The organism is Pseudomonas sp. USHLN015 (assembly GCF_037153275.1).
Taxonomy (GTDB): domain Bacteria; phylum Pseudomonadota; class Gammaproteobacteria; order Pseudomonadales; family Pseudomonadaceae; genus Metapseudomonas; species Metapseudomonas tohonis.
On the sequence record NZ_JBBCKP010000009.1, the window covers coordinates 224,365 to 249,035 of the forward strand.

Consider the following 24,671-nt stretch of genomic DNA (forward strand, 5'->3'; position numbering starts at 1 on the left):
CGCCGCCCATCCATCATCGGAGCGCCACCCAGCACCGAGGGGTGGAGGTAAAAAGCGACCTCCACCCTACGCAAGAACCAGCCTCGCGCATCACATGGCACCGTTGGGCCCCGGGTGCACCGTGCAACGCAAAACGGGACGCATGGCGTCCCGTTGGTTGGCTGCGCGCCTGGGCTCAGGCCAGTTCGCGGCGCAGTTGCCGTGCCGCCGCCACCATGTTGACCAGGGCCGCTTCGGTCTCCGGCCAGGCTCGGGTCTTGAGGCCGCAGTCCGGGTTGACCCAGAGCCGCTCGACCGGCACGCGCCGGGCGGCCTTGCGCAGCAGCTTGATGATTTCGTCCGTGGTGGGCACGCGCGGCGAGTGGATGTCGTAGACGCCCGGGCCGATCTCGTTCGGGTAAGCGAATGCCTCGAAGGCCTCCAGCAGTTCCATGTCCGAGCGCGAGGTCTCGATGGTGATCACGTCCGCGTCCATGGCGGCGATGGATTCGATCACGTCGTTGAACTCGCTGTAACACATGTGGGTGTGGATCTGCGTCTCGTCGCGCACGCCGCTGGCGGTGAGGCGGAAGGCCTCGGTCGCCCAGTCCAGGTAAGGCTGCCACTGCGCCTTGCGCAGCGGCAAGCCCTCGCGGAAAGCGGCTTCGTCGATCTGCACCACCTTGATGCCGGCGGCCTCCAGGTCGACCACCTCGTCGCGGATCGCCAGGGCCAGTTGGCGGGCCTGCACCTCGCGGCTCACGTCCTCGCGGGGGAAGGACCACATCAGCATGGTCACCGGGCCGGTCAGCATGCCCTTCATGACCTTCTGCGTCAGGCCCTGGGCGTAGCGGATCCACTCCACGGTCATGGGCTTCGGACGGCTGAGGTCACCGACTATCACCGCCGGCTTCACGCAGCGGGAACCGTAGCTCTGCACCCAGCCGAAGCGGGTGAAGGCGTAGCCGTCCAGCTGCTCGGCGAAGTACTCGACCATGTCGTTGCGCTCGGCCTCGCCGTGCACCAGCACGTCCAGCCCCAGCTTCTCCTGTACGTCCACCGCATGGCGGATCTCACTGTGCATGGCCTCCGTGTACTCGGCCAGCGACAGCTTGCCCTGCCTGTACGACTGGCGCGCCAGGCGGATGGCGGAGGTCTGCGGGAAGGAGCCGATGGTGGTGGTCGGGAACGCCGGCAGATCCAGCAGCGTGCGCTGCTGGGCGATGCGCTTGGCGAAGCGCGAGGCACGCCGGGCGTCTTCCGGACGCAGGGCGGCGACGCGGGCCTGTACGGCGGGCTTGTGGATACGCGGCGAGGCGGCGCGGCTGGCCTGCACGGTACGGCTGGCTTCGCGGGCGGCGAGCACCTCGGGGTCTTCCGGCTCATCCAGGGCACGGGCCAGCACGGCCACTTCGGCGCATTTCTGCACGGCGAAGGCCAGCCAGCTCTTCAGCTCGGCATCCAGCTTGTCCTCACGCTCCAGGTCCACCGGGCTGTGCAGCAGCGAGCAGGACGGCGCGACCCAGAGACGATCGCCCAGGCGCTCGTGGGCATGCTGCAGCACCTCCAGGGCCTTCTCCAGGTCGCAGCGCCAGACGTTGCGGCCGTTGACCACGCCCAGGGAGAGGATCTTGTACGCCGGCAGCCGGTCGAGGATGGTCGGGTACTGCTCGGGAGCGCGCACCAGGTCGATGTGCAGGCCATCCACCGGCAGGCCGGCGGCCAGGCCGAGGTTGTCTTCCAGGCCGCCGAAATAGGTGGCGACCAGCTTTTTCAGCGGCTCGCGCTGCAGCAGGTTGTAGACGCGCTCGAAGGCGTTCTTCCAATCCTGGGGCAGGTCCAGCACCAGGATCGGCTCGTCGATCTGCACCCACTCCACGCCCTTGGCGGCAAGGCGCTGGAAGATCTGGCCGTACAGCGGCAGCAGGCGCTCGACCAGCTCCAGCTTGTCGAAATCACCGCCCTTGGCCTTGCCCAGCCACAGGTAGCTCAGCGGGCCGATCACCACGGGCTTGACCTCGTGGCCCAGCGCCCTGGCTTCGTCCACTTCCTCGAACAGCTGCTCCCAGCTCAGCTCGAACTGCTGGTCGGCAGCGAATTCTGGGACCAGGTAGTGGTAGTTGGTGTCGAACCACTTGGTCATCTCCTGCGCATGGGCGCCGCCGCAGCAGCTGTCGCTGTGGCCGGTCGCCACGGAGCCACGCGCCATGGCGAACAGAGTCTGCAGGGTGGGCTTGGCGTTGCCGTGACGGAAACGCTCGGGGATGACGCCGAAGGTCAGCGAGTGGGTCAGCACCTGGTCATACCAGGCGAAGTCGCCCACCGGCAGCAGTGCGATGCCGGCGTCCTTCTGCAGCTGCCAGTGCGCCGCGCGCAGCTCGCGGCCAACGGCGCGCAGGCCGGCCTCATCCAGTTCGCCCTTCCAGAAGGCTTCCTGGGCTTTCTTCAGCTCGCGGTCACGACCGATCCGTGGGAAGCCAAGCGTGTGTGCCAAGGCCATGGGTGTTCCTCCATCGAAAATGTATGGGGAATTCTCGGCGCCCGGAACACATGAGACAAACTCAATTAATTCTTCATCAACTCAAGTTTCTCTCATGTTTGCGCGTATCGGAAAACCCTGCTCACCCAGGGAAACGAATGTGCGGGGCGTCGCAATGCCGGGCCGGCGCTGCATCGCCGTCCCTCGCAACGCGGTATGTTCGGGCCAGCCCAAACGGCACGGGAATGGAGAGGAAACCATGAAGGAACTGGAAAGCTGCCCACGGTGCTCGGCACTCTTCCCGGCGCGCAAGGCGCTGGTTTCCAGCGGCGTGGGCGTCAGCCAGAACGCATTCGCCTCGCGGATGCAGGTGCGCTGCCCCGAGTGCTGGCACATCTTCACGGCACGCACGCTGCGCCTGTTCGGGTTCCTGCCACCCAGCGGCCTGCGCTGGGTGGTGCTGGGCCTGCTGGTGGCGTGCGTGGTGCTGGCGAAGGTATTGCCTTGCTGAACGTTCAGCGATTGACGCGTTGGATCATCCGATTGGCGTGGTCGGTCATGTCGCCTCCCCTGTCCTTGGGCACACTCGGGGTCACGGATTCTCGCCTAGGCTGAATCACCCGACCCCGCAGGAGAGCACGATGTCCAGAGGCGCCCCCATTCCCCGCAACCCCGAGAACGACTACACCCGCGAGCAGGCCACGTTGCGTCGTGACTTCATCAAGGAGCAGACCGGCGCCGCGCTGGACACGGTCGGCCAGTACGCCATCGACCCGGCCGTCACCCGCGGCAATATCGAGAACTTCATCGGCGTGGTGCAGATGCCCCTGGGGCTGGCCGGCCCGCTGCGCATAGAAGGCGAGCACGCGCGCGGCGATTTCTACATCCCCATGGCCACCACCGAAGGCACGCTGCTGGCCAGCTACAGCCGGGGCATGCGCGCCATCAGTGCCTCCGGCGGGGTGAAGACCACGGTGGTCAAGCACTCCATGCAGCGGGCCCCGGTGTTCTTCTTCGAGGATGCGCTGCAGGCCCGCGAGTTCGGCGTCTGGCTGGTGCGCGAGTTCGAGGCGATCAAGGCGGCGAGCGAAACCACCACCCGCAGCGGCAAGCTGTTCGAGATCGAGCAGTACCCGGTGGCCAACATGCTCTACACCCGCTTCTGCTACACCACGGGCGATGCCGCCGGGCAGAACATGACCAGCAAGGCCACCTACGCGGCCTGCGAATGGATCAAGGCCAACCACCCGTTGCAGCCGCGCTACATCCTTTCCGGCGCCATCGACACCGACAAGAAGCACTCGGCCATGAACATGATCCAGACCCGCGGCAAGCGGGTGATCGCCGAGTTCACCCTCAAGCGCGAGGTGGCCCACGAGCTGCTGCGCGTCGACCCCGCCAACCTCTACCGCTACCGGCAGATCGCCGCCGTGGGCGCCTTCCAGGCCGGCTCCGCGTACAGCGGCGCGCACTCGGCCAACGGGCTGGCGGCGATGTACATCGCCACCGGGCAGGATGCGGCCAACGTGGCCGAATCCCATGGCGGCATCACCTACGGGCAACTGCTGGAGAACGGCGACTACTACTGGTCGGTGACTCTGCCCGCCGTGATCTGCGCCACCCATGGCGGCGGCACCAACCTGCCGACCCAGCGGGAATGCCTGGAGCTGCTGGGCTGCCATGGCGCAGGCAAGGCGGACAAGCTGGCGGAGATCATCGCGGCCGTGGTGCTGGCGGGGGACGTATCCCTGACCTCGGCGATCCTGGCCGGCGACTGGGTCAGCAGTCACGAGGCGCTGGGGCGCAACCGCTGAAGATGCAGGCCCGGCGGACCGGCCGGGCCCGTCTCTGCCACGGGCTCAGGGATAGGCCCGCTCGAAGGCGCCGAGATCGCAGTTGACCACACCGTCGCCATTGCCATCACGCTGCCGGTCGAGGCCACGCTGGTCATGGCTGGCGCAGTTGCCGACACCGGCGTCGATGGCGGCGCTGTTGCGCCTCAGCGGGTGCACCAGGGCGCCGTTGTTGTCCTGCAGCGGGAACAGGTGGCGGGTGAAGGTCGTCTCGTCGGCGATATAGGTTTGCGCGACGCAGTTGCCGCCGTCCGTACCAAGCAGCAGGCCACGCACCCGCAAGTCCACGGCGCCCGGCTGGTTGCGGCAGTTGCGTACGTCCTCGAACTCGCTGGAGCGGTTGCCGGCGATCAGGCTGTTGCGCAGCAGCACATCGCCCCGGTTGGTCAGCCCCCAGCCGTCGTTGCCGGCGATGGTGACGTGGACCAGCTCGGCGCGTGACTGCGCGGACAGCTCCGTGAGCCAGGGGTGGCCATTCTCGAAGGCGCCACGCTCGATGCTGCGGTTGCCGGAGAGGGTGCTGTTGGCCAGGCGCATCCACCCGGCGTTGGCGATGGCCGAACCAAAGCCGCTGCGCAGCACCTGGTTGCCCTGGAAGCTGGTGCGGGCGATGTCCGCCGTGCCCTGGTTGTAGAGCGCGCCGCCCATGCCCATCTCGCTGTAGTCCGATGCCCAGTTGGCGCTGAACAGGCTGTCGCGCACGGTGATCGCGCCCTCGTTGTAGAGTGCTCCGCCCAGGCCCGCGCCCTGGGCCTCCTCGCCCGCGTTGCGGTTGTCGCGGAAGGTCGTGCGCTGCACCTCGAGCACGCCGAAGTTGGCGATGGCCCCGCCGTTGCCGGCCAGCGCAGCGGGATAGGGCATGTAGACGGCGACGCGGTTGCCGACCAGCTCCACCTGGTACAGGTGCAACTGGCCACGATTGAGCACGGCGCCCCCGTCGTAGATCTGGCGGCCACCGGTGAGGGTCAGCCCGCGCAACTGCACCTGCGCGCCGGCGTGCACATGGAACAGCCGGTCCAGGCCCTGCCCGTCGAGGCGGGTCACGCCCACGCCCTTGCCGATCAGGCTCACCCGGCCATGGACATCGAAGTCGCCGATGGCGTTGGCATCTTCCTCCACCGGCCAGTTCAGGCCCGGGTCGGGGTTGGCCTTCTGCAACAGGTAGTTGCCGGCCTCCAGGCGGATGACGCTCTCCCCCGGCGCGGCGTTGGCGGCCGAGACGGCCTCGCGCAGCGAGCAGTGGGCGGGCGTGCACTGGCCATCGTCCTCGTCGGCGAAGGTGCTGACCCGCAGGTCCAGCGCATCGGCGACCAGGGGCGAGGCCAGGGAAAAGGTGAGCAGCAGGGTTCGGTGGCAATGGCCTGGCATGGGAAATTCCTCGTTCAGGAATCAGCGCTCGACAGCCCGGCTGAGGCCAACATCACTGTGGATTCAGGAGTACTGCGGTGGGTGCCGCTAGCAACAGACCTGCCGAACCCACGGAAGATTCCTGAAGACTGTCCCGCGCCCGCCGAACGCCCTGCTCAATGCGCCTGCAATCGCTCCAGCAGGTTCTGCAGCTCCGCCTCCGCCGCCTTGAGGGAGGCGTCCATGGCGATCTCCCAGGGGCGGCGCAAGGGTTCGAGGTCGCGCTCGGCGTCGACCTTCAGGCACCACTGGAAGTGGTCGTGCCAATCTCCCAGGGCGCCTTGCACGGCCTTGAGAGAGGCCGCGGCCTTGGGCGAAATCGGCGACAGGCTCGGGTAGGCCTCGTGGGCGTAGCGCATCCGCTTGACCAGGATGCGCAGTGCGTGGCGGTCGTAGCCAGGGTCCTGCAGGGCGGCGACCAGCAGGTCGCGCTGCTTCTTCAGGCGCTTGCGGATGAAGTCGCGCAGGGCCCGCAACTCGCCCGCCCGCTGGGCATCGCGGAACGACTCCGGCCAGTCGTCCAGACAGGCCATCAACCGGCGCACGGTGGGGCTGTCCTCGACCATCCGGTAGCCCTGCTCCAGGCGCTGGCGACGTGGTTGCGCCAGGTCGGGCAGCCCCTGTCGCTGCAGCTCGATGATCATCACCTCCAGATCGCGGACCGGCGTGGTCAGCCGCCCCACTTCGGCTGCCGCGGCGTCCAGCTCGCGCACCGAATCCAGGTTGCGGATGGGCCGCAGCAGGCTGCGCAGCCGTCGCAGGCCGATGCGCATGTCATGCAGCGCCTCGTCATCCGTGCGACAGAGCAGGCGCACGCAGCTGTGGTGGATCCCCAGTTCTATTCGAAGCACTTGCTCAACGATCGAGTCGACGAAGGACATCGGGCACTCCAGGGTGAGTCGTCAGTGGCCGGGCGTGGAGCCGGGCCTAGCATAAGAGCGCTGGTGCAGCGCCAGGAACATGGGATCGTCACGGCATTTTTCATCCCGGCGCAGGCATGCTGCGCCCCATGCATGACGGTCATGCCTTCACGTGCAATATCCTGGCACCGAGCAGCACCAGCGGCAGGTGCCCCAGCGGCTCATCGCAGCTTTTCTTCCCGCTGGACATCCGGGCCCATCACCGGTTCGATGCCCCAGTCGCCCTGCTCGTGCCAACCCTCCCCGAAGGTCTCGACGGGGTGCATCGTGCGGTCGGCGCCATTGCCGCACGCCAGGTCGCTCGCCGCGCAGTAGCGGTCACACCCCCAGCAGATGCGCTCGGGGTGCCTGGGATTCACGGGAAAGGGCTTGGCCATGTGGACGCTCGGGCCTGGTCTGGGAAGGCCTCACGTTACCGCGCACGCACCGCAGCGCCTTGATCGCGATCAACGTCCCCACCCAGCGAAAACAGGCAGCCCGAACAACCGCTCGAGGCAGGTCCGCTGCGCAGGGTGGAGGTCGCTTTTCACCTCCACCAGCGGTGCCGCCTCGGGCTCCGAAGGGTGGACGGATGGAGCGTCGTCCACCCGTCCCACTCGCGACGATGCCCGCGCAAATCAGGCAGGCTGCGAGCGCCTCAGCGCGCAAGCATCCTCTGCAACCCCAGCGCCACCAGGGCCGCGCCGGCGCTGCCGTTGATGCCCCGCTCCATACGCAGGTAGGACGCACGCAAGGCTGCAGAACCGAACACCTGGGCAAGCCCGATGTGCCAGCCGAGCGACAGCGCGCCGATGAGCAGGACGGTGACCGGGTAGAACCAGAGCGGCGCGGCAATCGGGAAGATGGCCGCGAAAGCGCTGGTCCAGAAGGCCGCGCCCTTGGGGTTGGTCACGCAGGTGAAGAGGCCCGTGCGAAAGGCCGCCACACCCGAGCCGTCAGGTTCGGGCTGCCGTACGCTCACCCGCCGCTGCGAAGGCCGGATGGCCGACCACAGCAGGCGGCCGCCGTACCAGACCAGGTAGGCCGCGCCCAGCAGGCGCACGCCGGACTCCAGCCAGGGATGTCGCGACAGCAGCGTCGCCACTCCGGCGACGGACACCACCACCCAGAACACCGAGCCGGTGGCGATGCCATAGGCGACATGGCGAGCATCGCGGTGGCGCTGGCTCAGGGCCATCTGGCTGAGGATGAAGAAGTTCGGCCCGGGGCTGGCGAGCACCGCCAGGTAGATGCCGCTGATCAGCAACAGGGAATAGGCGTAGGTCATGGTCTGGCAGGGCTTCTGGGGGACAGGGCGTGCTCGAACACTACCAACGGCCCCCTCGGCCCGATAGATACAGACGGGCATGATTTGCGGGATACAGGGCCAGGTGGCCGCGTACAAACGGCGCCACCCGCGATCAGCCCGCCGCGTGCCGGTCGAGGAAGCACTCGAAGCCCTTCTTCCACACCTTGAAGCGCACCCGGATGCCCTCGTGCAGCCAATGCAGCGTGTAGACGTTGGGATGATCGTCCCGGTAGGTCGCCGCCACATCGAGCCTGTTCAGGTGCTTGCGAGCGGCTTCGAGGTCGAGTTCCGCATCGCCCACGGTGTAGATCTCGAACGCCTCGCGGCTGCCGTCCGAGAGCGATACGTAGTGACCGAAGCCGTCGAAGGAATAGGCGTCGATGCCCTTGAGCAGCGCGAACAGCTCCGTCAGCTCCACATCCAGCAACGAGGTGGCGCTCAACCGTTGCACGAAGGCATCCGGCTTGCCCTCCAGATCCTGCAGGTAGCGGCTGACGAGCGGCGCGAACGGCCCCTCCATGAAAGCCTTGTTGCGACCACTGAACCTGACCTTGCGGGCCTTGGTCGGGGCGATGCTGCCGAGCTGGATCTTGCTCGGCCGGCGGGCGAAGGCCACCGTCTCGCCCTCGTACTCGCCCAGCTCGAAGGTGGCGGAGAAGGTGCAGGTCTTCTCGTGATCGTCGGCGGTCATCGCCGTCAGCCCGGACGCGCCCTTGTAGAGGAACAGGCGCCCGTCCTCGGCCTGCATGCGCATCACGCAGAATCGCTCGAACAGCGATTCCTTCCACTCGTGGCCGAGCAGCGTGGCCTTCACAGTCACCCGCCCCTCGGGCAGGAACAGCTCGGCGCCCGCCTTCAGGGGCGGCTTGGGCATGAGCGCGGCACTGGCCTCGAAAGCCTTCTGCGACACCTTCTTCGGCCCGATGAAGTAATGCCTCTGGCCGCCTTCGTCACGCGACTCGCTCAGCACCGTGCGGGTCGCGCCGAGGTGGACCAGGCCCGGGACCAGCCAGAGCGGCGGGTCGATGCGCCCGGCGTAGCCCGCCACGACCAGCGTCGAATCCTCGCGCCCAAGGCGTTCGATATCGATGCCCTGCTGCGGATCGTGGTCGCCGACGGGCGCCAGCGCAGCAAGGCTGGCGGCCAGCTCGTGGCCATGGGCTTCGGCGGCGTGACTGATGGCTTCAAGCACTTGTTGTGCCTGTGCCTCATCGCTGAACTGCACGCGCAGGTTGATGGTGGTTTCGGACATGAACGGCACTGCCTCCTTGCGACCCCGGGCGGAAGTTGCCCGCGAAGGCACCTACGATAGCGCCTCGCCCTATCGCCCGGCTCGCCCGCACTGGCACATTGCCAACCCCAGCACAGAAAACCCGGCCAACCCCACCACCCGCCGGTCCTTCAGGCCACCGCCTTCTCCGCCCGCCTCTCCTCCTCCAGCTCACGCACCAGCGGCAGCACGTGCTGGCCGAAATACTCCACCTCCTCCTGGAAGTGCAGGAAGCCGGAGAGGATCAGGTCCACGCCCACCGACTTGAGCGCGACGATGCGTTCGGCGATCTGCCGGGGCGTACCGATAAGGTTGGTCTTGAAGCCGTCGTTGTACTGCACCAGGTCCTCGAAGCTGGACTTGGCCCAGTTGCCCTCGCGCTCGGGGCTGGCGGCGCCGGCGTTCTTCACCTCCGCACCGAAGGCGTTGACCGCCTCGGGGTTGGCCTTGTCGATGATTTCCTGCAACACCGCGCGTGCTTCTTCCTCGGTGTCGCGGGCGATGATGAAGGCGTTCACGCCGACCTTCACCGAGTGCCCGTTGGCCGCGGCCTTGGCGCGGATGTCGTCGACCTGGGCCTTGATGCCCTCGACGCTGTTGCCATTGGTGAAGTACCAGTCCGACACGCGCGAGGCCATGTCGCGGGCGGCTCGCGAGCTGCCGCCCTGGAATATCTCCGGGTGCGGTTGCTGCAGGGGCTTGGGCTTGAGGCTGTAGTTGCGGAAACGGTAGAAGTCGCCGTTGAAGGTGAAGTCGTCCTGGGTCCAGATGCCCTTCAGGGCGCGGATGAACTCCTCCGAGCGGCGGTAGCGCTCGTCGTGGTCCAGCCAGGGCTCGCCGATGGCGTGGAACTCGCCACGGAACCAGCCCGACACCACGTTGATGGCGATGCGGCCGCCGGTGAGGTGGTCGATGGTAGCCAGCTGCTTGGCCGCCAGCACGGGGTTCCAGGGGCCGGGCAGGATGGCGGCGATCACCTTGAGCCGCTCGGTGGCGGCCAGCAATGCGTGGCTGATGGCCACCGACTCGTGCTGGAACTCGGCGCCATAGCCGGCGGTGAAGCGGATCTGCGACAGGGCGTAGTCGAAGCCCGAGCGCTCGGCGATCTGCGCCAGCTTGCGGTTGTAGTCCACGTCCCAGCTGGTGCGCTGCTCGATGTTGCTGACCACCAGGCCGCCACTGACGTTGGGCACCCAGTAGGCGAAGCGGATCGGTTGTTGGCTCATCTCGGTGACTCCTCGGGTCCAGGGATTCAGGCGGCGTGCGCCGCGGCGCCGCAGAAGAAGGCGACGACGGGGTCCAGCGCGCGCTCGATGCGTTCGAGCTGGGCAGGGTCGGCGAGGCGGTGTTCGGTGAAGGCATCGACCGTGGCGTAGAGGCCGTAGGGCAAGGTGTGTGCCTGGAAGAAGGCGAACAGCGGGCGCAGCTGGTGGTCGATCACCAGGGCGTGGCGCTCGCCGCCGCCGGTGGCGGCCAGCAGCACCGGAACGCCCTTTAGCGCCTGGTAGTCCACGAGGTCGAAGAGGTGCTTGAACAGGCCGGTGTAGGAGGCGCGATAGACCGGGCTGCCGGCGATGATCAGGTCGGCCGTCTCGATGGCCTGCAGGTGCGGCAGCAGCGCCGGCGAGGCGGTGTCGCGCTCCAGCGAACCGGCGAGGGAACCCGCCAGGTCGGCGATGCGGACCCAGTGCAGCTCGACGTCCAGGCGCGCCTGCAAGCGCTCCGCCAGCGCCTCCAGCAGCCCATGGGTGCGCGATGGATTGCGCAGGCTGCCCGACACCACCACCACTTTTATCGTCCGACTCATTCCGACCTCTCGCCACGGCGAAGTGCATGTACACAGGTCAGAGCAGCAGTCGTGCCAACACGGAAATCACACGGAGATCAATCAGATAGGAAAAAACACCAACAGCTGCGCTGTTGGGTGGCTGGCAGGGATGCTGAACAGCTGTTGCACGGGCAACAGTTGTCGAGCGGCAAAGAAGTATCCCGAGCGTAGGGTCGAGGTCACTTTTACCTCCACCAGCGGGGCCACGCCGGACTCCGCATGGTGGACGGATGAAGCGTCGTCCACCCTATCCGTCACCATCCGCACCGGCGCATCCGGAGGCGTAGGGTGGAGGTCGTTTTTCACCTCCACCAGCGGGGCCGCTCCGGGCCGTGAATGGTGGGTGGACGGTCATGCCGTGGGGCCGGCGTCTTCCTCGCGACGATGCACCCAGCGGTACAGCGCCGGCAGCACCAGCAGGGTCAGCGCGGTGGACGAGAGGATGCCGCCGATCACCACCGTCGCCAGCGGGCGCTGCACCTCGGCACCGGTTCCGGTGGCCAGGGCCATGGGCACGAAGCCGAGGGAAGCCACCAGCGCGGTCATCAGTACCGGGCGCAGGCGCGTCAGCGCCCCTTCGATCACGGCGTCGTGCAGCGAGCGGCCTTCCTCGCGCAGGCTGCGGATGAAGGCGATCATCACCAGCCCGTTGAGCACCGCCACGCCGGACAGGGCGATGAAACCGACCCCCGCCGAGATCGACAGCGGGATGTCGCGCAGCCACAGCGCCAGCACGCCGCCAGTGAGCGCGAAGGGAATCCCGGTGAACACCAGCAGCCCGTCACGCAGGTTGTTGAACATCATGAACAGCAGGGCGAAGACCAGCAGCAGCGCCACCGGCACCACGATCTGCAAGCGCCTGGCCGCCGACTGCAGCTGCTCGAACTGGCCGCCCCAGGTGGTCCAGTAGCCGGCGGGCACCTTCACGTCCCGAGCCAGGCGCTCGGTGGCCTCCGCCACGAAGGAGCCGATATCGCGCCCTCGCACGTTGGCGCTGACCACCACCAGGCGCTTGCCGTTCTCGCGGCTGACCTGGTTGGGGCCGAGCACCAGTTCGAGGCGGGCGACGTCGGCCAGGGTGATGAAGGCGATGCGCTCCGAGGCGCCGCCCGGCAGTGGCGGCACGGGTATGAGCAGGCGCGAGAGCCCGTCGATATCGGTTCGCAACGAATCGGAAAGGCGCACCACCATGTCGAAGCGGCGGTCGCCCTCGAACACTGTCCCCGCCCGCTGGCCGCCCACCGCCACGGCGATGGTGTCCTGCACATCGCCAACGTTGAGGCCGTAGCGCGCGGCCTTGTCACGGTCGATGTCGATGGTCAGCACCGGCAGGCCCGAGGTCTGCTCCACCTTGACCTCGGAGGCGCCGTCGACGCCTTCCAGGGCCTCGGCTATCTCGCCGGCGGTGCGGTTGAGCACCGCCATGTCGTCGCCGAACACCTTCACCGCCACGTCGCTGCGCACCCCGGAGATCAGCTCGTTGAAGCGCAGCTGGATGGGCTGCGACAGCTCGTAGGCACTGCCCGGCACGGCCGCGCTGATGCGCTGCAGGTCGGCGATGAGCGCCTCGCGGCTCTTGCCCGGGTCGGGCCATTGCTCCTTCGGCTTGAGCATCACGTAGGCGTCGGAGATGTTCGGCGGCATCGGGTCGGAGGCGATCTCAGCCGTGCCGGTGCGGGCGAATACCCGCTCGACCTCCGGCATCTGCTCGACCAGCGCCTTCTCCAGGCGCGCCTGCATGTCCACCGACTGCGTCAGGCTGGTGCCCGGCACCCGCAGCGCCTGCAGGGCGAAGTCGCCCTCGCTGAGGCTGGGCACGAACTCGCTGCCCATGCGAGCAGCCAACAGGCCGGACATCAGCACCAGCACCAGGGCGCAGCCGAACACCAGCGCGCGATGACCCATGACCCAGCCCAGCACCGGCTCGTAACCCCGGCGCGCCAGGCGCATGACGAGGTTCTCCTCCTCCCTGACCTTGCCGGTGACGAACAGCGCGATGGCCGCCGGCACGAAGGTCACCGAGAGAATCATCGCCCCCAGCAGGGCGGTGACCACGGTAAAAGCCATGGGGTGGAACATTTTCCCCTCCACCCCGGTGAGGGCGAAGATCGGCAGGTACACGACCATGATGATCAGTTGCCCGAAGATCAGCGCCCGACGCGCCTCCCTGGACGCGGCGAACACCTCGTGCAGGCGTTCGGAGCGGGTGAGCATGCGCCCATGGTGCTGCTGGGCATGGGCCAGGCGGCGGATGGCGTTCTCGACGATCACCACGGCGCCGTCGACGATGATGCCGAAGTCCAGCGCGCCCAGGCTCATGAGGTTGGCACTGACCTTGTTGGTGAACATGCCGGTGAAGGTGAACAGCATCGACAGCGGGATCACCATCGCGGTGATCAGCGCCGCGCGGATGTTGCCGAGGAACAGGAAGAGGATGGTCACCACCAGGATGGCGCCCTCGATGAGGTTCTTCTTCACCGTGGCGATGGCCTTGTCCACCAGCTGGGTGCGGTCGTACACCGGCACCGCGACCACGCCCTCGGGCAGCGAGCGGTTGATCTCCTCCAGGCGCGCCGCCACTGCGCGGGCCACGCCGCGGCTGTTCTCGCCGATGAGCATGAACACGGTGCCCAGCACCACCTCGCGGCCGTTCTCGGTGGCCGCGCCGGTGCGCAGCTCGCGCCCGATGCCCACCTCGGCGACATGGCTGATGCGGATGGGCGTGCCGTCGACGTTGGCGATGACGATGTTGGCGATGTCGCGGGCATCGCCCACCTGCCCCGGCGCACGCACCAGCAACTGCTCGCCGTTGCGCTCGATGAAGCCGGCGCCGACGTTGGCGTTGTTGCGCTCCATGGCGGTGATCAGGTCCACCAGGGTCAGCCCATAGGCGGCCAGGCGCTTGGGGTCGGGCGCCACCTGGAACTCCTTGGCGTAGCCGCCGATGGTATTGATCTCCGCCACGCCGGGCACGTTGCGCAGCTGCGGCTTGATGATCCAGTCCTGGATCACCCGCAGGTCCGTCGGCGTGTAGGCCGTGCCGTCTTCCTTCAGCGCGCCGGCCTCGGCCTCCACCGTCCACAGGAAGATCTCGCCGAGGCCGGTGGAGATCGGCCCCATAACCGCTTCGGCGCCCTCGGGCAACTGCTCACGCGCCACCTGCAGGCGCTCGTTGACCAGTTGCCGGGCGAAGTACAGGTCGGTGCCGTCCGCGAAGATCACGGTGACCTGGGAAAAGCCCGAACGGGACAGCGAACGGGTCTGCTTCAGGTGCGGCAGGCCGGCCATGGCCGTCTCGATGGGAAAGGTGATGCGCTGCTCGGTCTCCAGCGGCGAGAAACCGGCGGCGCCAGTGTTGATCTGCACCTGCACGTTGGTGATGTCGGGCACCGCGTCTATGGGTAGTTTCTGGTAGCTGGCGACGCCGAGGCCGGCCATCGCCAGGACCATCAGCAGCACGATGATGCGCTGCTCGATGGCGAACTGGATGATGCGTTCGAACATGTCGTGGTCTCGTCGTGGTGGTCAGTGGGCGTGGTCGGCGGAGCCCTTGCCGAGCTCGGACTTGAGGATGAAGCTGCCCTCGGCGGCCACCGCGATACCGGCGGCCAGGCCCTGCGTCACCTCGACGACGCCGTCGCTGCTGGCGCCGAGGGTCACGGGTTGCGGGACGAAGCCTTCGTCGACCCGCACGAACACGGTGGGTTTGTCCTCGACGCTCTGCACCGCCTGCTGCGGGACGGTGACGGCCGCCTGGCGCGACTCGGTGGCCAGCTCCACGGCGACGAACAGCCCCGGTCGCCAGGCGCCCTCGGGGTTCTTCAACACGGCGCGCGCCGTGGCGGTGCGGGTCTGCTCGCCCAGCAGGTTGCCGATGTAGGAGACCTGGCCGAGCACCTCGCTGCCGAGCTCCGGCGAGATGACCTTCACCGCGCGTCCCACCCGCGCGTCCTTCAGGTCGCCAGCGGACAGGCTGAAGGTGGCCCACACCTGGGTGAGGTCCGACAGGGTGAAGGCGTTGCTCGCCTCGCTCACCACCTCGCCGGGCACCAGGTGCTTCTCCACCACCGTGCCGTCGAAAGGTGCGCGCAGCTCATAGCGATTGCCCCGCGCCTGGCGTCCCGCCCCGCCCAGCGCCTCCAGCTTCTGCCGCGCGTTGCCCAGGGCGATCTCCGCCTCCTGCAGCGCCTGGCGCGCCTGGAGGAAATCCTGCTCGGCGGAGATGCCCTCCTTCCACAATTGCCGCTCGCGCTGGAGGGTGGTGCGGGCAAGCTCTTCGCGACGCTCGGCCGCCGCCAGTTCGCTGCGCTGCTCGGAGACCTGCGAACTGGCTATCACCGCCAGCAACTGGCCCTTCTTCACACGCTCGCCGAGGCTCACCGCCACGCGCTCAACCACCCCCGAGATGCGCGGCACCACGTGAGCGGTGCGGTCCTCGTCGAAGCGGATCTCGCCCGGCAGCTTGACCCGGTTTTCCAGGCTCCACGCCTGCGCCGTGGCCAGGCGGATGCCGGCGGCCGCGACCTGCTCATCGCCCAGCTCCAGCACCCCCTCCTCCCTGGCATAGTCGACACGGGTCGTGCGGCCGTCGTGGCGGACCTGCAACGTAGCGGCGAAGTGATGCGGCTCGGCGATGCCCGAAGAGCTGACGAAGGCGCCGTCACGCGGGATGAACATCAGGGTGTCCACCTCCCCCGACACCCGCCGCACCTCCAGGCTGGCCTGGATTCGCGAGTCGGCAGCGATGGGCCGTCCGGCTCGGGACAGGTAGAGGGACATCGGCACGCTGCCGTCCGCGCTTTCCGGCGCCACCAGTTCGACGTCGAGGTCGTCCAGGCTGAACAGCTGGCCGCCATTGGGGCCGCGCAGGGAGGGCCCCGACTCCGCGCGCCCCTCCTCGCCATGCCTTTCTCCTGCGTGGCCGACAGGCGCGTTGCCGGGCTCCTCGGCCTCGCTGCCGGGCATGAAGACGACTGCGCCGGCAGACACACCGATACCTGTGGCGAAGGCGATCGCCAGGGCCAATTTCCTGCTCATGGATACTCCCGAAATGAAGGGCTGGTGCCCGCGCTCAGCGGTACGGGCAAGGGATTGGTTGGGGGCGTGGGCGATCAGGTGCCCGGGCGGTCGATGCGCGAGACATCCCCGTAGATTCGTTCCAGGCTCACCCAGGCTGCGGTCGCCGACGCCAGTGCCTGCACGTAGCCGCTGCGTGCCTGGATCAGCGTGCGTTGCGCGTCGAGCACATCGAGGAAGGCGAACTTGCCCATCTCGAAGCCGCGCGCAGTGCTGTCCACCGCGCGGCTGGCCGCGGGCAGGAGGGCGCTCTGGAAGGCCTCGACCTCGGCGCTGGCGGCCTGCCACTGGCCCAGCGCCTGCTGCACCGCGCCACGCAGGCGCAGTTCGGCGGCGTTGCGCTGGTCACGCGCCTGGTCGGCCCGGCGCGCGGCCGCCAGTACATTGCCCTGATTGCGGTCGAACAGCGGGATGGGCATCGACAGCCCCACCACGTTCACCCGCTCGCGATCCTCCGCGCTGTACTGGCTGCCCAGGCTGATGTTCAGGTCGGGTATGCGCCGGCGCTTCTCCAGGCTGAAGGCGGCGTCCTGCTGATCGATCAACCGCTGCGCCAGACGCAGTTCGGCGCTGCCCGGCAGCGCGCCCATCAGGCCGGAGGCGTCCGGCATGCGCGGGAGCTCGGCGGCGTCCCCCACTGGCTTCAAGGCTGCGCTCGCATCGCCGCCAAGGGCCACCTGCAGTTGCACCTGGGCGCTGGCGCGCTCCTGGGTGGCACGGCGCAGTTCGAGGCCGACTTCGGCGAGTTGCACCTGGGCGCGGGTCAGTTCGATGGGCGACACCTTGCCAGCCCGCACCCGCCCCTCGGCGATGACCACGCCACGCTTGGCCAGGGCCTGCGATTGCTCGGCCAGAGAAACCCGCATATCCGCCTGCAAGGCGCCATAGAAGGCCTGGATGACCTCGGCGCGGAGTTCGTTGCGCGCGCGCTCGACTTCGACACCGGCGGCGTCGATGCCCCGCTCGGCCAGCGCGGTCCGGGCGCCGCGCTTGCCGCCTAGCTCGATGGGCTGGCTGATCTGCACGGTGGTGGTGCGAGTGTCACTGCGCGTGTCTTCCATCTCCCATGAGAGTTCCGGGTTGGGCAGCAGCGACGCCTGCTCGCGCTCGCCCCGGGCGATGTCGACCGACCACCCGGCGGCTGCCAGCGCAGGGTTGTTCGCCCGCGCCCGCTCCAATGCCTCGGCCAGGGTCAGCGCAGGGGGCGAGGCCAGCGCCTCCCCCAGGGAAAGGCCCAGTGTGATGACGAGAACCGTTGCGGATCGCCGGAGTCCGGCCAGTGGTTGATCGATGAATGACACGAGTCGCTCCCGCTAGTACGACATGAAATGACGCCAGCCTCATTCACCAGGAAATGAAGTCCGGACCGGCAATGAGCGGGAAATCTAGTGGGCCACCCTTATCGTCAAGGTGACTGCAGAATTACAAATATGTAATCAACGCACGCTTAGCGGTATACCTGAATTAACATGCCGCCGGCCCCAATAAGTAACCTTGAACTCGACAAGGTTCGTAACAAATGAAGTTGAAACTTTCCGAGCATCGCAGCCTGAAGATCCAGCGCAACTCCCTCGGCACCGCGACAGCTTGTCGCACCCATGCCGGCCGCACCAGGCGGGCATTGACCCTGTAGCCGCTACAGGCTTTAACCTCCGCGAAAAATTAATCGAGCCGGCGCATCGCCAGGCATCGGACTTCATACAAGCCACGTGCTTGAAACTATTCAATGCCTAACTTCCAGGTAACTTGACCATGCGAATCCTGATTATCGAGGACGAGCCGAAAACAGCCGAATATCTTCATCAGGGACTCAGTGAAAGTGGCTATGTAACGGATAAGGCCGCCACCGGTATCGATGGCCTGCACCTGGTCCGGCAACATGCCTACGACCTGGTGATACTGGATGTGAACCTGCCCGAAATCGACGGCTGGGGCGTGCTGGAAAACATCCGCCGCACCAGCAGCACCCGCGTCATGATGCTCACTGCCCGGGGCCGCCTGGCGGACAAGGTCCGGGGCCTCGACCTGGGCGCCGACGACTACCTGGTCAAGCCATTCGAGTTCCCCGAGCTGCTGGCCCGGGTCCGCTCGCTGCTGCGTAGGGCGGAGCAGGTGCCGATCCCGGACACCCTCAGGGTTTCCGACCTGGAGCTGGACCCCGGCCGGCACCGCGCCTTCCGTGGCGATCAGCGCATCGACCTGACCACCAAGGAGTTCGCCCTTTTGCACCTGCTGATGCGCCGCTCGGGCGAGGTGCTGTCGCGCACACAGATCATCTCGCTGGTCTGGGACATGAACTTCGACTGCGACACCAATGTGGTGGAGGTGTCGATCCGCCGCCTGCGGGCGAAGATCGACGACCCCTTCGACAACAAGCTGATCCACACCCTGCGCGGCGTCGGCTATGTGCTCGAGGAGCGCCCATGAAGCCCGCCAGCCTGTCGCTGCGCCTGGGCATCTCGGTGGCGATCATGGGAGCCGCGCTGGTGATCCTGCTGGCGGCGCTGGCCTATTTCGCGCTGCTCCACGAACTGTCGTCCCTCGCCCGCGAGGGCCTGCGGGACAAGCTCCAGCAGATCGAGCATCGCCTCGACGAAGACGCCATCACCCCCACCGACCTGCTCGGCAAGCCCCACGGCCTGCTCGACCTGGTGCTCGGCCACGACAACCTGCAACTGGCCATCTACCAGGCCGGTAGCAACGGCCGCCTGCTGCTGGACATCAGCAGCCGCGCCCGGCCCATCGGCCCGCTGGACGCGATGCCGGAGCGCATCAGCTACCACGAGAGCCGCGACGACTTCGGCCACGACACCCTGACCGCAGCCACCCGGCTGCGCCTGGAAGACGGCACGCCGGCCATCGTCCAGCTGACCATGGACCGCACCGCCGACGCGGTGCTGCTCACCGCCTACCTGCGCTCGACACTCTATGCCCTGCCCTTGCTGCTGCTGGTGATCGGCATGGGCGCCTGGTGGATCGTCCAGCGCGGGCTGCGGCCGCTGCAGCAGTTCCGCAAGGTCGCCTCGCTGGTCTCGACCCAGGACCTGACCCACCGCATCCCCGTCGAGCGGCTGCCCCAGGAGCTGGCTGACCTCGCCCAGGGCATCAACTTCATGCTGCACCGCCTCGACGGCGGCGTGCAGCAGCTCTCGCAGTTCTCCGACGACCTCGCCCACGAGCTGCGCTCGCCCATCACCAACCTGATGGCCCGGGCCCAGGTGACCCTCTCGCGGGAGCGGCCGCCGGAGGAATACAAGGAGGTGCTGGAGTGCTGTACCGAGGAGCTCACCCGGGTCACGCGCATCGTCACCGACATGCTGTTCCTGGCCAACGTCAGCCACCCTGCCGCGCTGGTGCCCTTCGAGACCATCCACCTGGAGGACGAGGCGCGGCGCGTGGCCGACCTGTTCGCCCACACGGCGGAAGAGCGGCGCGTCGAGATCGTCGTGGCCGGCAGCGGCACCACAGCCGGCGATCGGCTGATGATCCAGCGCGCGATATCCAACCTGCTGTCAAACGCCATCCGCCACAGCCCGGCGGGCAGCCAGGTCTCGGTGGTCATCGAGCGGCACCCGGACAAGGTCTCGCTGGCGGTGGGCAACCCCGGCATCGGCATCCCCGCCCAGCACCTGCCGCACCTCTTCGAACGCTTCTACCGGGTGGACACCGGCCGCTCACGCGCGGAAGGCGGCACCGGCCTCGGCCTGGCCATCGTGCGCTCGATCATGAGCCTGCACCACGGCAGCGTCGAAGCCAGCAGCCTGCCCGGCAGCTTCACATTGTTCCGCTTGGTGTTTCCCGCCTGAATCGATGGGCGCTCGAGGCCCGGCCCAACACTCCGCCGTTGGGCCTCTGCGCTCGGCACCAACCTGCGGCACAAGGTTTGTAGGATGGGTCGGACGGCGTTCCGCGAGCGGAGCGAAACCCATGCTGCCCGGTGCCACACCGCAACCCCGCATGGTGGAGGTAAAGAGCGACCTCCACCCTACACCCGGCCCATCTCCGTGCCCGCAATCCAGCACGGCACCGTAGGAGCGAGCTCTGCTCGCGAAGCTGTGGCTGGTGGCATCTGTGGGAGCGAATTCATTCGCGATGGAATACCCGGCCACTGGTAGCCATGTGCCGGCGGTGGGTCTTTCGCGGCTGGTGCCGCTCCCACAAGTAACATTCGGAGCGAGGCCGGACATCGCTGCGTTGGGCCTCGCTGCGCTCGGCGCCAACCTGCGGCGCCGCGCCAACAAAAGTCCCGTGCATAAAAAAGGCGCCCATCGGGGCGCCCAAGGATTCACCTCTTCCAAAGGAGCATCACTGCTTCAAAGGTGAATTGAGTGGAAGTATGCGAAAGCGAAAATGACGGGACCGTGGTCGGCGAATTACAAATTCGTCATCTTCGCCAAGACCGCTACAGCACGCTGAGCGGGTATTCGACGATGAGGCGGAATTCGTCCAGGTCCGACTCGAACTGGGTGGCGCGGGTGTTGGCCTGGCGGATGCGGAAGGACATGTCCTTGAGCGAGCCGCTCTGCACCACGTACTTCGCCTCGATATCACGCTCCCAGCGCTTCTGGTCAGTGAGCGGGTCACCGTTGGCGTCGCGGCGCATGTACACCGCGTTGGCGTTGGAATAATCGGCGTCGGTGCCCTTGCCGTAGCGGGTCATGAACGACAGCCCGGGGATGCCGTAGGCGGCCATGTCGAGGTCGTAGCGCACCATCCACGAACGTTCCTTCGGGGAGTTGAAGTCCGAGTACTGGATGGAGTTGTCGAGGTAGATGGAGTCCGACTGGCGCAGGTAGTCGAAGTCGTCGTTGCCGTTGTTGCGCTGGTGGGTCAGCGCGACGGTGTGGGCACCGAAACGCACGCCGACCTTGCCGCTCCAGATGGTGTTGTCGAACTCGCCGAGCTGCTTGCTGCCCTCGTCCACCGCCTTGTAGAGGTTCAAGCCGCCGATCAGCGCGAGCTCGTCGCTGAGCGGGTAGCTCAGCGAGGTGCCGACGTAGTACTGGTCCCAGACATCCTTGAGCCGGGCGCTGTAGGCGCTGAGGCTGACGTGGTCGTTGAGCACGTAGTCGCCGCCGAAGTAGCCGACCCAGGGCGAATCCACGCTACCGGCGTAGAAGGTGGCGAAGTTGTCGCGCATGTTGCTGGAGACCGGCTGGCTCATCGAATGCAGCCGGCCGCCCTGCAGGGTCAGGCCGTCGATGCTGGTGTTGGCGAGGGTGACGCCACGGAAGGATTCCGGCAGCAGGCGCGAATCGCCGTACTGCACCACCGGCGTGACGGGGAAGACGTCACCCACCCTGACCACGGTGTCGAAGGCCTGGACCTTGGCCGCCCCGCCCACCTTGGTGTACTCGTCCCGCGCGTCACCGGCGCTGTCCACGGACAGCACGTCGAAGGAGCTGCGCGCCCCGTTGCGGCCGCCACCGGTGTCCAGCTTCAGGCCGAGCATGGCGAAGGCGTCCACGCCGAAACCGACGGTGCCCCGGGTGAAACCGGACTCGAACCTGCCGATCACCGCGTGGGCCCAGGTTTCGGAGTAGCCCGCACCGCCGGCGCCATCCTCGCCGTTGCGGTTGTCGCGGTTGAAGTAGAAGTTGCGGTTGAGGACGCTGAGGCTGCTGCCCTCGATGAAGCCTTCCTTCTGCTCCTCGGCATGAGCGAGCGGGCTGACCCCGAGAACGGCGGAAACGACGGCAAGCGACAGCTTGGCTTTTCTGTTCATCTATTGCTCCTGGCCAATGGCAGTTCTTATTGATCTGGGCGGGCGCCTGGAATTGTTCGAATGAATGCGACCGCGCCATATCGTCACCGCCGGGAGCTAACGCCAGGATGATCGGAACATTACAATTCTGAAAGGCCGAGCCCCGCGCAGCCCTTCAAGACCGGGGCCTGCGCCGGGTGCCGCGAAGATTGCAGCAATGTAATTCGCGGCTCATGCCCCTGTTAGTTTCACCTCCGTAGCATCAGGCCCACTTCGCATCGCAACGCTCCCTCAACAGACATGCGAACCCAAAGAGGCCTGCCCATGAAGAAGACCCACTACGCACTCATCGCCCTGCTGGCATTCGGCAGCGCGCCCGCCTTCGCCAAGGGCGACGGGTACGACCGCTCCTACCAGTTCAACCAGAAGGTCCGCGAGGACCAGCAACGCCTCTGGGGCAAGAAGAACCCCGAGGTGGCGGACGCCGGCCAGCAACCGGCCAAGCGCAGCGAGCCGCCGGCAAGCGCCGACGAGAAGAAACGCAACGGCGGCTGATCCCTCTGCCCACAAAAAAGCGCCCCTCGGGGCGCTTTTTCGTGGCGTGGCGGCCCTGCTCAGAAGCGCGAGCCGGGCCGGCGCTTCGACAGCTCCTGGACCATCGCACTGGCGATCACCGCCGTGGGCAGCAGGGTCTGCGGGGCGCCGGGGCCCCTCAATCGATAGCCGCGAACCTCGGTGGAGCCGTCCTGCCGCACCGCGACCCACTGCACCACGCTGAACTCGCCCTTGGTGAAAACCGTTGCCCCTGAGTGTTCCATCATGCGTTCCGTTGCTGAAATCAGAACGGTCGAGCCTAGCCCCTGGAGCCCGCAGCGCAAGTCGGCGGTGATGGAACACCGGGTCGATGACGCTTGACCCTGGAGTCGCTACAGCCTTCATCCTCAGGCCCGAACACACCCCGAGGAACGATGATGGACCGTCTGGAAAAACGCATTCCCCCCGTGCTGGCCACCCTGGTCTGCGCCCTGCTCATGGCCCTGCTGGCGTACCTGCTGCCCCCGGTGGAGATTGCCTGGGCCTGGAGGCTCGGGGCCGCGCTGGCGTTGGCGGCGCTGGGCGCGGGCGTGTGCCTGGCCGGGGTGGCGTCCTTCCGGCGGGCCCATACCACGGTCAACCCACTGGTGCCGGAGCAGGCCTCGTCGCTGGTGCAGGCCGGCATCTACCGCCACACGCGCAACCCCATGTACCTGGGCTTCGCCATCCTGCTCGTCGCCTGGGCGGCACTGCTGGGCGCACCGCTGGCCCTGCTCGCGGTGGCGGGGTTCGTGCTGTACCTCGACCGTTTCCAGATCGTCCCCGAGGAACGGGCGCTGGCCGGGCTGTTCGGCGCCGACTACACCCGCTACCGGGAGCGGGTGCGGCGCTGGGTCTGAGCGGGGCTCAGGCCTTTTTCGTCGAAGGCAGGAGGATGGTGAGAATGCCCAGCAGCGGCAGGAAGGAGCAGAGGAAGAACACGTGCTCGATGCCGTGGATGTCCGCCAGGTGCCCCAGCAGCGCCCCGCCGATGCCGCCGAAGCCGAACATCAGGCCGAAGAACACGCCGGCGATCATGCCCACGTTGCCCGGCACCAGCTCCTGGGCGAAGACCACGATGGCGGAGAAGGCCGAGGCGAGGATGAAGCCGATGACCATGCTCAGCACGCCGGTCCAGAACAGGTCCACATGGGGCAGCGCCAGGGTGAAGGGCGCGACGCCGAGGATGGAGAACCAGATCACCTTCTTGCGCCCGATGCGGTCGCCGATGGGGCCACCGAAGAAGGTGCCGGCGGCGACGGAGCCGAGGAACAGGAAGAGGTAGATCTGCGAGGTGGCCACCGACAGGTCGAACTTCTCGATCAGGTAGAAGGTGAAGTAGCTGGTGAGGCTGGCCATGTAGAAGTACTTGGAGAACACCAGCAGCGCCAGGATCACCAGGGCGAAGGTCACCCGGCGCCTGGACAGGCCGTGGGTCGCGGCGCCGCCCTGCTTGAGTCGGAACAGGTTCAGGTGGTTGCGGTACCAGCGGCTGAGGCCGTAGAGCACCAGGATGGCGAAGGTGGCGAACAGACCGAACCAGGCCACGTGGCCCTGCCCGTAGGGGATGACGATGGCCGCCGCGAGCAGCGGGCCGAAGGCGCTGCCGGCGTTGCCGCCGACCTGGAAGGTGGATTGCGCCAGGCCGTAGCGCCCGCCCGAGGCCAGCCGGGCGATGCGCGAGGCTTCCGGGTGGAAGGTGGACGAGCCGATGCCCACCAGCGCCGAGGCCATGAGGATGGCCGGGAAGGAGCCGACGAAGGCCAGCAGCAGGATGCCCACCAGGGTGCACAGCGAGCCGGCCGGCAGCAGCCAGGGCTTGGGGTGGCGGTCGGTGTAGTAGCCGACCCAGGGCTGCAGCAGCGAGGCGGTGAGCTGGAAGGTCAGGGTGATCAGGCCGACCTGGGTGAAGCTCAGGCCGTAGTTGGCCTTGAGCATCGGGTAGATCGACGGCAGCACCGCCTGGATCAGGTCGTTGATCAGGTGGGCCAGCGCACAGGCACCGATCACGCGCATGACCAGCGGGCTGGCCGGGTTCGCCGCCGGAGTCGCGGCCAGGGGAGAAGCGGTGGTGCTGACGGACATGGTGGAACTTCCAGGCAGGAGCAGCGCACACCTCGGGCTGGACGACCGTGGCACGACGCTGCCGGAATTCAGGATCGGGCGCCATCCTATGCCGCGCCACCCTGGCTGTCTCACGCAATCCGGCCAACCACCATCGCAAAAGAGACATCCTGCGCCGCCACCCGGCTGCCGCTTTCGTAGGGTGGCGTAGAGCGCAGCGAAACCCACCG

Annotated in this window: 20 protein-coding genes; 6 read left to right on the forward strand and 14 right to left on the reverse strand. The window is 67.3% G+C overall.

Going from position 1 to position 24,671, the window contains the following annotated elements; all coding sequences use genetic code 11:
- Nucleotides 1-175: 175 nt before the first annotated feature.
- Nucleotides 176-2,479 (reverse strand): 5-methyltetrahydropteroyltriglutamate--homocysteine S-methyltransferase, encoded by a 2,304-nt coding sequence (gene metE, locus WFQ67_RS19605; RefSeq protein WP_337057943.1) that lies wholly within the window; start codon nt 2,477-2,479, stop codon nt 176-178.
- Nucleotides 2,480-2,717: 238 nt separating this feature from the next.
- Here metE and WFQ67_RS19610 point away from each other — a divergent pair, with 238 nt between their 5' ends.
- Together WFQ67_RS19610 and WFQ67_RS19615 are read left to right on the forward strand one after the other, a co-directional pair.
- Nucleotides 2,718-2,969: a hypothetical protein gene (locus WFQ67_RS19610; protein ID WP_337057944.1), complete on the forward strand. Its 252-nt coding sequence runs from the start codon at nt 2,718-2,720 to the stop codon at nt 2,967-2,969.
- A gap of 130 nt (nt 2,970-3,099) precedes the next feature.
- The gene (locus WFQ67_RS19615) at nt 3,100-4,272 is read left to right on the forward strand and encodes a hydroxymethylglutaryl-CoA reductase (RefSeq protein WP_213625114.1); all 1,173 of its coding nucleotides are present in this window, start codon (nt 3,100-3,102) and stop codon (nt 4,270-4,272) included.
- Nucleotides 4,273-4,317: 45 nt separating this feature from the next.
- On the opposite strand, the gene WFQ67_RS19620 is transcribed toward WFQ67_RS19615, so the two are convergent.
- The 10 genes from WFQ67_RS19620 to WFQ67_RS19665 form a co-directional block, all read right to left on the reverse strand.
- Entirely contained in the window at nt 4,318-5,679 is a 1,362-nt protein-coding gene (locus tag WFQ67_RS19620) for a CSLREA domain-containing protein (RefSeq protein ID WP_337057945.1), read from the reverse strand.
- Between the two features lie 155 nt (nt 5,680-5,834).
- On the reverse strand, nt 5,835-6,599 hold the full coding sequence (locus WFQ67_RS19625) for a CHAD domain-containing protein (RefSeq protein ID WP_337057946.1): 765 nt from the start codon (nt 6,597-6,599) through the stop codon (nt 5,835-5,837).
- Nucleotides 6,600-6,799: 200 nt separating this feature from the next.
- The gene (locus tag WFQ67_RS19630; RefSeq protein WP_337057947.1) at nt 6,800-7,015 is read right to left on the reverse strand and encodes a DUF3079 domain-containing protein; all 216 of its coding nucleotides are present in this window, start codon (nt 7,013-7,015) and stop codon (nt 6,800-6,802) included.
- Between the two features lie 260 nt (nt 7,016-7,275).
- On the reverse strand, nt 7,276-7,905 hold the full coding sequence (locus WFQ67_RS19635; protein ID WP_337057948.1) for a LysE family transporter: 630 nt from the start codon (nt 7,903-7,905) through the stop codon (nt 7,276-7,278).
- A 133-nt stretch (nt 7,906-8,038) separates the two neighbouring features.
- Nucleotides 8,039-9,178, reverse strand: a complete 1,140-nt coding sequence (locus tag WFQ67_RS19640) for a hypothetical protein (RefSeq protein ID WP_213625119.1) — start codon at nt 9,176-9,178, stop codon at nt 8,039-8,041.
- Between the two features lie 149 nt (nt 9,179-9,327).
- Nucleotides 9,328-10,422: a dimethylsulfone monooxygenase SfnG gene (gene sfnG / locus WFQ67_RS19645; protein WP_213625120.1), complete on the reverse strand. Its 1,095-nt coding sequence runs from the start codon at nt 10,420-10,422 to the stop codon at nt 9,328-9,330.
- Between the two features lie 26 nt (nt 10,423-10,448).
- Nucleotides 10,449-11,003 carry an FMN reductase gene (gene msuE / locus WFQ67_RS19650; RefSeq protein ID WP_337057949.1) on the reverse strand — a complete coding sequence of 185 codons (555 nt, stop codon included), beginning with the start codon at nt 11,001-11,003 and terminating at the stop codon, nt 10,449-10,451.
- Nucleotides 11,004-11,375: 372 nt separating this feature from the next.
- Nucleotides 11,376-14,528, reverse strand: coding sequence for a CusA/CzcA family heavy metal efflux RND transporter (locus tag WFQ67_RS19655; RefSeq protein ID WP_337057950.1), 3,153 nt, complete (start codon nt 14,526-14,528; stop codon nt 11,376-11,378).
- Nucleotides 14,529-14,549: 21 nt separating this feature from the next.
- Complete coding sequence (locus tag WFQ67_RS19660; RefSeq protein ID WP_442969610.1) at nt 14,550-16,061, reverse strand: efflux RND transporter periplasmic adaptor subunit; 1,512 nt, start codon at nt 16,059-16,061, stop codon at nt 14,550-14,552.
- Nucleotides 16,062-16,135: 74 nt separating this feature from the next.
- Entirely contained in the window at nt 16,136-17,401 is a 1,266-nt protein-coding gene (locus WFQ67_RS19665) for a TolC family protein (protein ID WP_213625123.1), read from the reverse strand.
- Nucleotides 17,402-17,852: 451 nt separating this feature from the next.
- Between WFQ67_RS19665 and WFQ67_RS19670 the strand changes: the two genes are divergently transcribed.
- Nucleotides 17,853-18,527 carry a heavy metal response regulator transcription factor gene (locus WFQ67_RS19670; RefSeq protein ID WP_213625124.1) on the forward strand — a complete coding sequence of 225 codons (675 nt, stop codon included), beginning with the start codon at nt 17,853-17,855 and terminating at the stop codon, nt 18,525-18,527.
- Nucleotides 18,524-19,906 (forward strand): heavy metal sensor histidine kinase, encoded by a 1,383-nt coding sequence (locus WFQ67_RS19675; protein ID WP_213625125.1) that lies wholly within the window; start codon nt 18,524-18,526, stop codon nt 19,904-19,906. The genes WFQ67_RS19670 and WFQ67_RS19675 overlap by 4 nt, the downstream gene beginning before the upstream one ends.
- Nucleotides 19,907-20,502: 596 nt before the next feature.
- Here WFQ67_RS19675 and WFQ67_RS19680 read toward each other — a convergent pair.
- Nucleotides 20,503-21,825 carry an OprD family porin gene (locus WFQ67_RS19680; RefSeq protein WP_337057951.1) on the reverse strand — a complete coding sequence of 441 codons (1,323 nt, stop codon included), beginning with the start codon at nt 21,823-21,825 and terminating at the stop codon, nt 20,503-20,505.
- A 303-nt stretch (nt 21,826-22,128) separates the two neighbouring features.
- On the opposite strand from WFQ67_RS19680, the gene WFQ67_RS19685 reads away from it, so the two are divergent.
- Nucleotides 22,129-22,359: a hypothetical protein gene (locus WFQ67_RS19685; RefSeq protein WP_213625127.1), complete on the forward strand. Its 231-nt coding sequence runs from the start codon at nt 22,129-22,131 to the stop codon at nt 22,357-22,359.
- Nucleotides 22,360-22,418: 59 nt separating this feature from the next.
- On the opposite strand, the gene WFQ67_RS19690 is transcribed toward WFQ67_RS19685, so the two are convergent.
- Nucleotides 22,419-22,622: a hypothetical protein gene (locus WFQ67_RS19690; RefSeq protein ID WP_175384272.1), complete on the reverse strand. Its 204-nt coding sequence runs from the start codon at nt 22,620-22,622 to the stop codon at nt 22,419-22,421.
- Nucleotides 22,623-22,775: 153 nt separating this feature from the next.
- Between WFQ67_RS19690 and WFQ67_RS19695 the strand changes: the two genes are divergently transcribed.
- The gene (locus WFQ67_RS19695; protein WP_337057952.1) at nt 22,776-23,237 is read left to right on the forward strand and encodes a methyltransferase family protein; all 462 of its coding nucleotides are present in this window, start codon (nt 22,776-22,778) and stop codon (nt 23,235-23,237) included.
- A 7-nt stretch (nt 23,238-23,244) separates the two neighbouring features.
- Here WFQ67_RS19695 and WFQ67_RS19700 read toward each other — a convergent pair whose 3' ends face one another.
- Nucleotides 23,245-24,462 (reverse strand): MFS transporter, encoded by a 1,218-nt coding sequence (locus tag WFQ67_RS19700; protein WP_337057953.1) that lies wholly within the window; start codon nt 24,460-24,462, stop codon nt 23,245-23,247.
- Nucleotides 24,463-24,671: the final 209 nt, after the last annotated feature.

Excerpts from the sequence above, each read along its gene's own strand:
- WFQ67_RS19610 (WP_337057944.1), top strand. The coding sequence starts at position 2,718 with ATGAAGGAACTGGAAAGCTGCCCACGGTGCTCGGCACTCTTCCCGGCG.
- WFQ67_RS19685 (WP_213625127.1), top strand. The coding sequence starts at position 22,129 with ATGAAGAAGACCCACTACGCACTCATCGCCCTGCTGGCATTCGGCAGC.
- WFQ67_RS19655 (WP_337057950.1), bottom strand. The coding sequence starts at position 14,528 with ATGTTCGAACGCATCATCCAGTTCGCCATCGAGCAGCGCATCATCGTG.
- WFQ67_RS19615 (WP_213625114.1), top strand. The coding sequence starts at position 3,100 with ATGTCCAGAGGCGCCCCCATTCCCCGCAACCCCGAGAACGACTACACC.
- WFQ67_RS19640 (WP_213625119.1), bottom strand. The coding sequence starts at position 9,178 with ATGTCCGAAACCACCATCAACCTGCGCGTGCAGTTCAGCGATGAGGCA.
- WFQ67_RS19690 (WP_175384272.1), bottom strand. The coding sequence starts at position 22,622 with ATGGAACACTCAGGGGCAACGGTTTTCACCAAGGGCGAGTTCAGCGTG.
- WFQ67_RS19670 (WP_213625124.1), top strand. The coding sequence starts at position 17,853 with ATGCGAATCCTGATTATCGAGGACGAGCCGAAAACAGCCGAATATCTT.
- msuE (WP_337057949.1), bottom strand. The coding sequence starts at position 11,003 with ATGAGTCGGACGATAAAAGTGGTGGTGGTGTCGGGCAGCCTGCGCAAT.
- sfnG (WP_213625120.1), bottom strand. The coding sequence starts at position 10,422 with ATGAGCCAACAACCGATCCGCTTCGCCTACTGGGTGCCCAACGTCAGT.
- metE (WP_337057943.1), bottom strand. The coding sequence starts at position 2,479 with ATGGCCTTGGCACACACGCTTGGCTTCCCACGGATCGGTCGTGACCGC.
- WFQ67_RS19635 (WP_337057948.1), bottom strand. The coding sequence starts at position 7,905 with ATGACCTACGCCTATTCCCTGTTGCTGATCAGCGGCATCTACCTGGCG.
- WFQ67_RS19625 (WP_337057946.1), bottom strand. The coding sequence starts at position 6,599 with ATGTCCTTCGTCGACTCGATCGTTGAGCAAGTGCTTCGAATAGAACTG.
- WFQ67_RS19620 (WP_337057945.1), bottom strand. The coding sequence starts at position 5,679 with ATGCCAGGCCATTGCCACCGAACCCTGCTGCTCACCTTTTCCCTGGCC.
- WFQ67_RS19630 (WP_337057947.1), bottom strand. The coding sequence starts at position 7,015 with ATGGCCAAGCCCTTTCCCGTGAATCCCAGGCACCCCGAGCGCATCTGC.
- WFQ67_RS19700 (WP_337057953.1), bottom strand. The coding sequence starts at position 24,462 with ATGTCCGTCAGCACCACCGCTTCTCCCCTGGCCGCGACTCCGGCGGCG.
- WFQ67_RS19660 (WP_442969610.1), bottom strand. The coding sequence starts at position 16,061 with ATGAGCAGGAAATTGGCCCTGGCGATCGCCTTCGCCACAGGTATCGGT.
- WFQ67_RS19680 (WP_337057951.1), bottom strand. The coding sequence starts at position 21,825 with ATGAACAGAAAAGCCAAGCTGTCGCTTGCCGTCGTTTCCGCCGTTCTC.
- WFQ67_RS19675 (WP_213625125.1), top strand. The coding sequence starts at position 18,524 with ATGAAGCCCGCCAGCCTGTCGCTGCGCCTGGGCATCTCGGTGGCGATC.
- WFQ67_RS19695 (WP_337057952.1), top strand. The coding sequence starts at position 22,776 with ATGGACCGTCTGGAAAAACGCATTCCCCCCGTGCTGGCCACCCTGGTC.